We start from the raw sequence: 11812 nt of genomic DNA, 5'->3' as shown, positions 1-11812 counted from the left end.
TAAAGAATTTTCGAGAATCGTATGTGTTTCACTGTTTAGTTATCAAGGTTGTCTGTCTTGCGACAGCTTGTTTACTTTATCATATCTGTTTCACTTTGTCAAGCACTTTTTTCAAGTTTTTTCAAAGTTTTTCAACTCTTTCGTTTTCTCAAAAAGTTGTCCAGATACATAACTGTCAGCTCTGTTCAAGCGACTTGATTACTTTAACACAAAGGTTTTAAGTTGTCAAGCACTTTTTAAAATTTCTTTTTTCTTTCAGAAATCTATCAAAATTGTCCCTATCCGAGAAACAATTATTTCCGACAGCTCAACTAATATAACACTCCTATCCGCCACTGTCAACCCCCTTTTTAACTTTTTTTATTTTTATTTCCAATCACTATTCTTCCTTCCACAGACAAAAAAAATCCGCTCCGCCCCCTCCCCATACCAGCCACCAATCTACAAACCCTCTAGCCGTCAGCCGCCATCAGCCCCGAAAGGACAGCGGGTGGGGAGGCTCGTGCAGGGAGCGTAGCAACTCTTGGGCCCGGGAGATCGGCGTTGCGAACAAATGGCCGCACTGTCTGAGCGAAGCGAGTTTGCGCCATTTGCGAGCGCCTTTAGCTGATCTCCCGGGCCTTAGAGTTCCTAGCTCCCGAAACCAGTCTCCCCACCCTCTGTCCTTTCGGGGCGTCCGGCCTCCGGCGCACCTCAATAAATCTCTTCTATCTGCTCCAACCGATCCACCCACCGTACACCATCCGGTATATCCATTCCCTCTTTCCTCCGGAACAGACAAACCTCCATCCCAAAGGCCTGTCCTCCCGCAATATCTGAAGTCAGAGAATCCCCGATCATCACCGTATCCTCCGGCAATATTATCTCCTTCCTCCCTTCATTCAGTTCCACAAAAGCCCTCTCAAAAAACACCTTTGAAGGTTTGGATGCCCCAATCCTCTCAGAAACGAAAATATAATCAAAATACTTCTTCATCCCGGCAATCTCCAGCCTGTGCACCTGTTGCTCACCAGGACCATTACTAGCCACACAGAGAATATATTTCCCTTTCAGATATTCCAAAAGCTCATAAGCTCCATCTTCCGGAATTGCACTGTCAAAAAGCCTGCCCCTGAAATATTTTTCAAAAACAGTTCCGTCAAACTCAATATCCAGATACTTGAAAATAATATTCCATCGGATTTTCTCCAACTCCTCAAACACTAGCGTTCCCTGCTCAATCTGCCTCCACAGCTTCGTATTCTCTCTGATAAAAATATCAAACATATACGGCTCATAAGGCTTTAACCCAAAGTGCTCAAACCCTTCCTTCATTGTCTGCTTTACATAACCATCAAAGCTAAGTAAAGTATTGTCTATATCCAAAAAAGCTGCCTTCACATTACCCTCCATCCATAAAAACATATCATTAATAATGTAATCCAAAGAAATCAGAGGAAAATAACTTCACCTCTGATTCCGTTCTGTCAATCCTATATATTAATACACCTTCACAATCTCATCCAATTCTTTACGTCTAGGCCTCTTTGGCTCCTCTGCTGCCACACCCACAGCAATCACTGCCACTACCGTTTCCTCTTCCGGAATATCCAGCACCTTCCGAAGCTTCTCTCCATCCCTCAGCCCCATGATCAAAGTTCCATACCCCAGTTCTGCTGCCTTCAGAACAAAATTTTCATTCTGCAATCCCAGGTCATAACATCCCCAACCATTGCCCAATTCATTATCCGCAGTTTTGTCATTCTGAAAACCAGCTTTATCTTTTACAAAAGTAGTTACAACCAGTACTGCATTTTCAGCCTTACAGGCATTTCCCTCAGGCAGACATTCCCTGCGTACTCTTTCTGTCATCTCCTCAGACAATACACAATAATATCTCCCTGTCTCCGTATTTTTCCAGGAAGGAGCCTCCTGTGCAGCGCCAATCATCTCCATCAGTTCTTCTTTTGTGACCTTTTTGTCTGCTGCATATTTTCGAACACTTCTTCTTACTTCCATCAATTTCTGAAATTCCATCATCCAGTTCCTCCTGTTGTATTTTGAGGTCAAGCGGATAAAATCATCCGCTTCGCTACTTACTTGATTCGGTTAAGCTGTTTTTAATATATAATAATGGGATATCCACCGTCAATATTTTCATAAATAATTGCAGCCTCTTCTTCCGGCAGATTGATACATCCATGACTTCCGTTTCCTGTCTTATAACGATTTCCTCCAAAAGCCGACTGCCAGGGCGCATCATGCAGCCCCTGCCCGTAGACAAAGGGCATCCAGTATTTTACCTTGGTATCATATCCGTATACATCGCTGGTAAGCGTAAAAGGACTTGCTTTATAGGCAATGGGCCAAGCTCCCGTATAGGTATGCCTCTCCTCTGTAGGCGCTCCGCTGACAATATCTGTTTCCGTTACCAGCCCTCCATCTTTGTACAGCCAAAGGTGCTGTGCATCCAGACTTACCTCTATATAACTGCCTGCCAGATCATCTGTTCCGTTTCTCTGCATTCCTTTGCTGCTGTATACCGGTTCACGGACCACATCCTTGCCGCTTTTCAGATCAGTAAGCAGTTGGCTTAACTCGCCGCTCTGATCGATCCTGTAACCATATTCATTGTCCTCCACAGTCACATCCGTACCCATAGAAGTATGAAAGGTTCTGGGAACATAAATGGTATTGTATTTATTGGCAAGCTGTGAAATAAAGGCCCCTGCCTGCTCCTGATCGATTACGATCTTTGTGCCCTGAATACTGATCCATGAATTTACTGTTTGGGAATCCAGAGTCTCTGTCGTATTTCCAAAGGTATAGGTTATGGTAGCCTTGCGGTATTTTTTCAATTGTCCGTTTAGGCTTTTCAATTCCTTTTTCAATTCTTTTGAAGCCTTTACAGAAGGCTGCTTATATGCCTGCTGGTTCAGATCTATCTTGACTTCACCGGTGAGCAGCTTATCCTGAAACTCTGCTTCCAGCGTCTTGTCCACGTAATTTCGAAGACGTTCTTCATCAATCTGTGTCCCTGCCACCTGGTTTACTATAACAAATTTCTTTTTCTTCTTGCTGTATCTGATCTCAGCATTTTGGGCTTCCGTTCTTTCTTTCTCTCCAAAATGATCTTCTGTCAGTGCAGACTGTTCTGCTGTCTCATCTTTGTTTACCTGATATTCTATTTCGTAATTTTTCCAGGAGGCCAGAAACGTCCTTGTCTGATCACGCTGCTGTTTCAAGACTGTAAGTGCAGACTGAAGTGTTCCCTCATCCAGAGAATATCCCAGTTCCCCTACAGTTGTCTGATATACCTGACTGCCATCCTCCCGGAAAACAACCTTTTTATCCTGAAATGCTTTCCGGATAGTCTGTCCGGCCTTCTCCACATTCTGACCTGATACGTCCAGACCATATATGGTAATTTTTCTCCCCAGTGTGTCCGTATCCACTTTATGTATATAAACCAACAATCCTCCTCCCAGGAGTAAAAATAATGCAATACAGATCCCCAGGATAACTTTTATCTTTTTCTTTCTGTTTTTTTCTTTATTATCCATTTCCCGCCCCTGTTCTTTTGTACTCTTTTTAAGACTAATAAGTTTCAGGCAGGCTGTAAAACATTTTTTACAGCCTGCCTGAAAAATTATACCAGAAAAATATATAATTTTGTAAATTTTATTTATACCAAAATATTCGCATTACCTGGAATCCTCCCGGATTGCTTTTACCAGTTGATCCCCTCCCTGTTCATACCATTTGCTTACGAATTCATCAAAATAGGATATGGGGCGCTTCCCCATGATAATCTGGATAAAAGTATTCTTCTCCAGAGTACCAAGAGTCTGAGGAATTTCCAGATTTGAAGTTTGCAGATAGATTTTCTCAGGAGTCCTGTAATCCGATTTCACCAGAAGACCTACTGCAGAAATGCGGGACTTGTAAGCTGCCCAGTCCTCCACTGTCACATTCTGCCCCTCCATATAATTTCTGCAGGCCTGATAGTAAGATTTCTCAATGGCACTGAGCTTCTCTTCTTCCATATCTCCTGCAATTACCTTCTGAATATGCTCTGTCACACGATAAGTGGCTTCATTGTAATCCACATTGATCACCAACGGCCTTGCTGTAGGATCCACATTCAGGGCAAAATAGCTGTTCATTTCATCTGCATCCTTTGCTTCATACCTGGTATAATCAAAAAGTACACTCAAAATCTTCATTACAATTTCAGGATGCTCATAACCTTTTCGCACCACTACATATTTGTTGTCTCTGAATGTAGAATAGGTTTCTGCCGTTTTCTGTATTTCTGCCGGAAAATAATATGGTTCCCAGTCAGAGTCCGGATCTTCTTCATACTCATCCATAAGAGGATTATTAGGCGTCCACCACAATCCGAAAAACGCCCCGCACTTTCCGCTGACTACCAGATCCCTTAGATTATTCTGGGCCCGCAGTGCAAAATTCTCATCCAGAATTCCCCTTTCATAAAGCTGGTTCAAATATTCCAGTGCATTCTTCGTCTCTTCTGTAAGAGAACCATATACCACTTCTCCATTCTCACCCTTTTGCCATCTCTGGGGATTGGCTCCGAATTTCTGAAAAATAGGGTCAACAGAATAACTACTACTCGTAGTTCCCACCAGTGAAGTATCACATACCAGTCCGATAGAATCTTCTCCAGGTGCTGCACCCATTCTGTTTTTCTGAAAAGCTTCAATAACATCAAAAGCTTCTTCCAGAGTCTGCGGTTCTTCTAATCCCAGCTTATCCATCCAGTCCTTACGAAGCCAGAGCAGGCAGGGACCATGATCAATAACAGTCTCAGGCATTGCCATCAGCTTCCCGTCATATTTCACAGAATCCAGAAGCTCGATTCCATAACTGGAATACATAGCTTTGATTCTGTCTGTAGTACAGGATTCATACACCTCTGTCAAATCTTCTATCAGATCGTTTTCCACCATTTCATCCAGCATTTTCTTGTCCGAGATCACCATGACATCAGGGAGCATCCGATCTTTCACAATCACATTGACAAATTCATCATATCTGTCTTCACTTTCCATGTATGTGTTCTCATTCTGGATATTCAACATCTTTTTCAGATAACGGGTATATTCATTATTTTCATAAGTCTGCCCTTTGGGCAGATTGGAATTATTGGCACCATTCATCTGGGCAAGAGTATAGGTCACAGTTTCAGGATACTTTCCATAGGGAGTTGTCCGGGCTTCTTCCCAGTCTCCGGACTTAGTTTTTTTCTGTTCCTCAACCCCATCCGTTTTTTCTGCTTTCTGCTGAGTCTCCTTTGTTGAATTATTACATCCGCTTTGAAGCAAAGTTATTCCCAGAATCAGAATTACAAAAAGCTTTTTTCCTGCCTTTGTCACACTCTGTATCATCATGATGTTTCTCCCTTTGGAATCCGCATTTCTACTACTGTTCCCTTACCTACACTGCTGGTGATACGAATTTTATACTCCTCTCCGTAAAGCAGACAGATTCGATCGTTCACATTTTTCAGCCCATAGCCTTCTGCCTGGTAAGTAACCAACGATTCTGCCACTGACTGTTCCATTCCCATTCCATTATCTTCTACCCGGAGAAGTACTGCATCCCCGGCATCCAGAAAGGACAGCTGCAGGATTTTATCTCCTTCTTCTTTTACATCCAGTCCATGCTCTAATGCATTTTCTACCACTGGCTGCAGGATCAGTTTAGGGACTTTTTCTGCTTTTACCTGCGGATCAATCTTCCACTCTACTGTAAAATCATTGTCATGCATCACCAACTGAATAGACAGATAAGCTTCAATATTACGGATACAATTCTCCACAGTTACCATATCCTCTCCCTTGCTTAGAGCTGTACGATAAAAAGTAGATAAATCCAGAGTCACCTTACTGATTTCTTTCTGACCGCTCTTAATAGCCATCCAGTTAATAATGGAAAGAGAATTATACAGAAAATGGGGATTGATCTGTGCAGTAAGCGCTTTCAGCTCAAATTCCTTAAGAGCTATTTTGTTTTCGTAAACTTCACTGATCAGACGGTCAATCTCCCCCATCATCCTGCGGAAGCTTCTGATCAGAACCCCCACCTCATCCTCTGCATCGCTGGTAACCGTAACCTCTCTGCTTCCGTGATTTACCTGATCCATATTTTCCGTAAGCATTTCGATCTTGCGGGTAAATAATCTGGAGAAAGCCATACCCAGAATAAAAATGATCAGTACACAGCCTGCAATCAGCGGAATCTCAGCAAGCAACATCTGATAAACTGATTTTTCTACAGATTTTTTAGTTTTATACAGATAAAACTTCCAGCCCGTATTCTGGCTGGTACTATTTACTGCTACATATTCTTTTCTGATCTGCTCTAAAATTTTATCCGATTCCCTTAAATCTGCCAAGTCATTATCCTGAATGTTCTCATTACGGTACACAATATTCTGATTCTGATCCAGCACCATAGTTCCAGATTCTTCTGAGATAATATTTTTCAACGGTTTGAATATTTTATTGTAATCCAGAGTAATACACAGAACCGCCGTGCGGTTTCTTCCGTCGTAAATATTTCTCACTGCCGCAATCTCCGGTTTTTCCGTATTTACCAGCCACTGTACCTGCACTTCATCATTCAGCTGGCTGCTCCACCATTCCTGTCCTATCTCATCCATAGGTACAAGAGTATATTCATGTCTCACTTTAATACTGTCTGCAAAAATCTGTATCTGATTGATAGCATCATGATAGGATTTAGGCACTGTGAGAAGAGGATCCACAATCTGGGTATATTTGGCATATGCCACATAATTATCCATGTTTTTCTCATTGATCACTTCTTCAATATCCGGAGAATAGGTAAGATAATTGATCAGTCCTGTATATACTTCGATCTGGCTGTCAATACTTTCCCTGGTCTGTTCCAGGATGGATGAGGTATCCTCCACTTCATTATGGCGCACCAACCTGCTCATACTGTTATGGCTGTACAGAGCAAGCATCGTCATAGGCACCAAACTGGATGTCACCAGCAGGATTGTAAGCTTATGACGGTATTTCATATCTCTAAATTTCTTTCGGATTCTCTTCATCGTCACCTGTTCCTTTCCTGTAGGACTCAGGGCTGCTTCCGTAATATTCCCGGAAGCTTCGACAAAAATAGGATACATTGGAGAATCCTACTTTTTCACTTACCTGTGCCACCTTCATATTTGTGCTGCACAGAAGCTCCTTTGCCTTCTCCATACGGAATACCCGGATAAAACGGTTCAGGTTCATTCCTGTTTCCTTTTTGAAAATAAAACTCAGATATCCTGAGGACAAATATACCTTTTCTGCCAGCATCTCCAGGCTCAGATCCTCTCCGTAGTGCTGATAGATGTAATTTTTCACTGCAGCCACCTCATTTCTGGATTCACTCATAGAACGTTCCAGAAAATTTTCATACTCCCGGATATTCTCCTCAGTAACCTGAAGGATCTGTGAAATATCACTGCAGTTGTACAGTCTGTCAATCTCCCTATCCAGGCGGCGTTCCTCTGAGAACTGTGTTTCCTCAAACAATGCCTGGATCACATTGGAAAATACAAATTTAATATACATAGCCGAAAACTGGGTACTGCTTTTGTATTTGTCCGTAAGGCACTGAAAATGGACTTTCAGCTGCTGAATGTCCTTTCTGCTGATGTCCTCAGAAATTCTCTGCATCAGCTGGGAATCCTGGACAGCCTTGTCCGCATGACTGTACTCTTCCTCCTCATTGGAGAATACATGATTCTCCGGATGATAAAATCGCTCCTCCATCTGCTGTTCCAGCTCTGTCATGATCTCAGGCAATGCTTCACAGCCCTCAAACTTCCTGCTTACTGCCAGATGAAAGCTTCCCGGATACTGGCGCTTCATCACAGTATACAGCTGATTGGCTACCAACAGATAATCGCAATATACATCGTTAAACAAAAACAGAGACTGTCTGGCATTCAGATTCAGATAGAAAAATATTCTCCGCAGTTCCTTGCGCATATCCTCTGCCAGATTCTCATCTGCAGTATCAAAAAAATTCTGGGAGGATTCCACCAGAATGGCACAGTGCCACTGATTCCAGGTATCCAGGTTGATCATTTCTCCGGCTTTTTCCAGAATTTCTTTTTTTCCTGTGTAAATATAATTCTGGAGAAAATACTGCTGGAGAAAATCCTGTTCCTTCTGATCTCTGATCTTGCGGTTTTTATTTTTGTCAATTTCACTGCGTACCTTTTCCAGTGTTTCACTGAAAATATCAGGATCCACCGGTTTTAAAACATACTCCTTCACCCCATAACGGATTGCCTCCTGGGCAAAGGAAAAATCGTTATAGCCACTAAAGATTACAATCTGCAGCTCCTCTTTTTCCTCTTTTGCCTTTTTTGCCAGTTCCAGGCCATCCATATGAGGCATTTTAATATCTGTCAGTAGTATATCTATCTCCTCATTTCTCAGGATTTCCAATGCCTGGCGCCCGTTGGAAGCCTCAGAAATCTCAAATTCTCCCTCTTCCCTGGAAAGCAGAAATTTAATTCCCTCTCTCTCTATTTTTTCATCATCAACCACTAATACACGATACATAGTTTCTAACCTCCTACCCCCTTATATATACAAATAAAGATAGTTCCTGCAATTATGGAACTATCTTTATTTTCAGTCACTTATTATCCATATCAGCTTGCGTCTGATACTATTTTATCATCCTTTTACTGCACCTGCAACAACACCTTCAATAATATATTTCTGGCATACCAGGTAAACAATAACGATCGGGATAATATCGATCATAATACTTGCCATCATCGGTCCCATCTGTACATGACCGAAGCTTCCGCGGAAGTACTGTACTGCCATAGGAATTGTACGATATTTCTTAATATCCAGTACCAGGGTCGGCAGAAGATAGTCATTCCATACCCACATCAGCTGAAGAATTGCAGTGGAGATAATGGTAGGCTTCAGAATCGGGATCAGGATCTTGAAAAATACCTGTAACGGATTACATCCATCGATCAGAGCAGCCTCTTCAATTTCCAGCGGAATTCCCTTTACAAAACCGGTGAACATAAATACTGCCAGTCCTGCACCAAATCCCAGATAAATAATACAGATATTATAAGGAGTGTTCAGTTTCAGTGTATCTGCTGTCTTTGCCAGAGTGAACATAACCATCTGGAAAGGAACTACCATACTAAATATGAACAGATAGTATAAAATCTTGGAAAGCACTCCATTTACACGGACAATGTACCATGCACACATAGAGCAGCACAGCAGGATCAGTACTACCGACATAACTGAGATCACAAGGCTGTACCAGAAAGATTTCAGGAAATCCATCTGTGTTACGCTGGCTACATAGTTTGTAAATCCATTCCATATTTCACCCAGAGGAAGTTCAAATACTCCTGTAGTTGTAATGGCTGATTCCTTTTTTAAAGAGTTTAAAAGGATCAGTATAATAGGATAAATCCAGAGAAGGGACAGTATAGTTAATATAATTGTAGGAATAATACTTTTCTTTTTATTGTTTTCCATTACTGCTGCACCTCCTTAGATGATGTTGCTTTAAGCTGAATCAGGGCAATGGCTACAACCAGAATAAAGAATACAACTGCTTTTGCCTGACCGATTCCCTTCCACTGTGGTCCGCTTCGTGCATAGAATGTATCATAGATATTCAAGGCAAGGAGCTGAGACTGCTTGGCAGGATCTCCACCTGTAAGAGAAAGGTTCTGGTCGAACATTTTAAATCCATTTGTCAGTGTAAGGAAGGTACAGATTGTAACAGACGGCATGATCATCGGTACTTTAATCTTGAACAGAATCTGTCTGGATGTAGCTCCGTCAATCTGTGCCGCTTCGATAAGGTCAGGTGAAACATTATTCAGACCTGCCACATAAATGATCATCATATATCCAATCTGCTGCCAGCACAGAAGGATCAGCATACCGATAAATCCGTTCTTTGCAGACAAAGCCAGCAGCGGCTGTCCCCATTTGGATAACAGACCATTTAATAAGGTCTGCCAGATGTATCCAAGAACAATACCGCCGATCAGGTTTGGCATAAAGAATACTGTTCTGAATGCATTGGTTCCCTTGAATCCTTTTGTCAGCGCCAGTGCAATGGCAAATGCCAGAACATTGATCAGAATACTGGATATAAAGGCAAATGCCACAGTCAGCCAGAACGCATGGCTGAAAGTATTGTCAAGCAATATTTTCTGATAGTTTGAAAATCCTACGAAAGTAACATCCTGCACTGTGGTAAATTTACAAAATGAAAGGTAAATTCCCCAGATAAACGGCCATAAAAATCCGATTATAAATGCAGCCAGTGTAGGCACAACGAAAATCGGCCACCACTTTTTGATTGTTTTTCCTACCATGGTAAATCTCTCCTCTTCTTCCCATTCTCTGCTTAGAATCTATAAAAGGGAGACAGGAATCTCTGCCTCCCTTATTTTTTTATTCATTATTCGGAAAGTGCCTTCTCTGTTGCCCAGTTGTCAACAAACGCACTCTTAACATCATCCCAGGAGCCAGATCCTGCTGCATATGCTGTAAGAGCAGATCCAAGAGTATTTTTCCACTCTTCAGATGGCATTGTTGTAAAGTTCCATGATACAGGTGTCAGACCAGCTTCTGTGTACTCTGCATCCTGTTTTACAAATACATTGCTTGGTGCCTCTGCTGTTTTGAAAGGAATTGTGAATCCCATATCTTCAGCCATAGATTTTGTTCCTGCCTCAGAGGTTACACACCAGTTCATGAAATCAAGTGTTGCTTTTACATCAGCTTCAGATGCATTCTTATTTACACACCAGTAATTTTCTGTACCGGTTGCAAGACCTTCGTTTGCATCATCTACACCAAAGTAGATCGGGATCATAGCCAGCTCATCATCTTTGAATGTTTTGGAAAGTTCACCATATTCCCAGGAACCATTCTGATAGAATACTGCTTCACCATTTACAAATTCATTTCTGGAGTCATCTGCTGTTTTTGCAGAAAGCTCAGAACCGTCACAGGTAGAATCTGTAATATAAAGATCAAATACATTCTTGTAGTTATCAAGGTATGTACCTTTAATCGCATCTGTATCATCGATTCCGTCTTCTTTATACTCATAGTAGATTGGAAGGTTTGCAAGATGTGTTTTAAATCTCCAGTCAGAGGATCCGTCCATACCTGCGGAAGTAAATGCTCCCTTAATTCCCAGATCATCTTTTTTGCTCTGGATATCATCAGCAACTTTCTTTAAATCATCGAAGGATTTAATATCGTCCAGAGTATATCCTGCTTTTTCAAGTAAGGTCTTATTTACGATCAGACCATAGGATTCGATTACATATGCGATTCCGTCCACTGCATCTCCATCCTTTAAGCTGTAGGAATCAGATGTCAGCTGTGAGTAAATATCGGAATCTTTCAGATCATAGCAGTAATCTTTCCAGTTTTTCAAACCAACCGGTCCGTTTACCTGGAATAAAGTAGGTGCATCACTCTTTGCCATTTCTGACTGAAGTGTTGTCTCATACTGTCCGGAAGCTGCTGTAACAACAGTTACCTCTGTACCAGTTTCCTCTGTGTATTCTTTTGCCAGGTTCTGCCAGGCTTCATCCTGCTCTGGTTTGAAGTTTAAGTAATAAACCTTTCCGGCGTCATCAGCCATTGCCGGTACTGCCGGGATCATAGTTGCTGCCATAAGTACTGCCATTCCCATTGCTGTTACTTTCTTCATCTTCATAATCGTTTTCTCTCCTTTTCCTATGATGTTTTCTGTTTCATAA

At 41.8% G+C, this 11812-nt stretch carries 9 protein-coding genes; all 9 read right to left on the bottom strand.

The window, feature by feature from the left end:
* Window positions 1-693: 693 nt before the first annotated feature.
* Window positions 694-1380 (bottom strand): HAD family hydrolase, encoded by a 687-nt coding sequence (locus ACTNC6_RS14705; RefSeq protein ID WP_441044452.1) that lies wholly within the window; start codon window positions 1378-1380, stop codon window positions 694-696.
* Window positions 1381-1479: 99 nt separating this feature from the next.
* Window positions 1480-2016, bottom strand: a complete 537-nt coding sequence (locus ACTNC6_RS14700) for a nitroreductase family protein (protein ID WP_441044453.1) — start codon at window positions 2014-2016, stop codon at window positions 1480-1482.
* A gap of 83 nt (window positions 2017-2099) precedes the next feature.
* Window positions 2100-3542, bottom strand: coding sequence for a L,D-transpeptidase family protein (locus tag ACTNC6_RS14695; protein WP_441044451.1), 1443 nt, complete (start codon window positions 3540-3542; stop codon window positions 2100-2102).
* Between the two features lie 141 nt (window positions 3543-3683).
* A complete protein-coding gene (locus tag ACTNC6_RS14690; RefSeq protein ID WP_441044450.1) occupies window positions 3684-5393 on the bottom strand; it encodes an extracellular solute-binding protein in 1710 nt (569 codons plus the stop codon).
* Window positions 5390-7162: a cache domain-containing sensor histidine kinase gene (locus ACTNC6_RS14685; protein WP_441044449.1), complete on the bottom strand. Its 1773-nt coding sequence runs from the start codon at window positions 7160-7162 to the stop codon at window positions 5390-5392. The genes ACTNC6_RS14690 and ACTNC6_RS14685 overlap by 4 nt, the downstream gene beginning before the upstream one ends.
* A complete protein-coding gene (locus tag ACTNC6_RS14680) occupies window positions 7059-8597 on the bottom strand; it encodes a response regulator transcription factor (protein ID WP_441044448.1) in 1539 nt (512 codons plus the stop codon). Before ACTNC6_RS14680 ends, ACTNC6_RS14685 begins: the two co-directional genes overlap by 104 nt.
* A gap of 117 nt (window positions 8598-8714) precedes the next feature.
* Entirely contained in the window at window positions 8715-9554 is an 840-nt protein-coding gene (locus ACTNC6_RS14675; RefSeq protein ID WP_118511254.1) for a carbohydrate ABC transporter permease, read from the bottom strand.
* Entirely contained in the window at window positions 9554-10408 is an 855-nt protein-coding gene (locus tag ACTNC6_RS14670) for a carbohydrate ABC transporter permease (protein WP_441036331.1), read from the bottom strand. Before ACTNC6_RS14670 ends, ACTNC6_RS14675 begins: the two co-directional genes overlap by 1 nt.
* Window positions 10409-10494: 86 nt before the next feature.
* Window positions 10495-11769 (bottom strand): ABC transporter substrate-binding protein, encoded by a 1275-nt coding sequence (locus ACTNC6_RS14665; RefSeq protein WP_441036329.1) that lies wholly within the window; start codon window positions 11767-11769, stop codon window positions 10495-10497.
* Between the last annotated feature and the right edge of the window lie 43 nt (window positions 11770-11812).

It is taken from the genome of Blautia sp. HCP3S3_C4, assembly GCF_052064095.1.
Lineage (GTDB): Bacteria > Bacillota > Clostridia > Lachnospirales > Lachnospiraceae > Blautia_A.
Note: the sequence above shows the minus strand (reverse complement) of the source record. Positions and strands in the feature narration are given on the sequence as shown.

Excerpts from the sequence above, each read along its gene's own strand:
- ACTNC6_RS14700 (WP_441044453.1), bottom strand. The coding sequence starts at position 2,016 with ATGGAATTTCAGAAATTGATGGAAGTAAGAAGAAGTGTTCGAAAATAT.
- ACTNC6_RS14695 (WP_441044451.1), bottom strand. The coding sequence starts at position 3,542 with ATGGATAATAAAGAAAAAAACAGAAAGAAAAAGATAAAAGTTATCCTG.
- ACTNC6_RS14690 (WP_441044450.1), bottom strand. The coding sequence starts at position 5,393 with ATGATGATACAGAGTGTGACAAAGGCAGGAAAAAAGCTTTTTGTAATT.
- ACTNC6_RS14685 (WP_441044449.1), bottom strand. The coding sequence starts at position 7,162 with ATGTATCCTATTTTTGTCGAAGCTTCCGGGAATATTACGGAAGCAGCC.
- ACTNC6_RS14680 (WP_441044448.1), bottom strand. The coding sequence starts at position 8,597 with ATGTATCGTGTATTAGTGGTTGATGATGAAAAAATAGAGAGAGAGGGA.
- ACTNC6_RS14675 (WP_118511254.1), bottom strand. The coding sequence starts at position 9,554 with ATGGAAAACAATAAAAAGAAAAGTATTATTCCTACAATTATATTAACT.
- ACTNC6_RS14670 (WP_441036331.1), bottom strand. The coding sequence starts at position 10,408 with ATGGTAGGAAAAACAATCAAAAAGTGGTGGCCGATTTTCGTTGTGCCT.
- ACTNC6_RS14665 (WP_441036329.1), bottom strand. The coding sequence starts at position 11,769 with ATGAAGATGAAGAAAGTAACAGCAATGGGAATGGCAGTACTTATGGCA.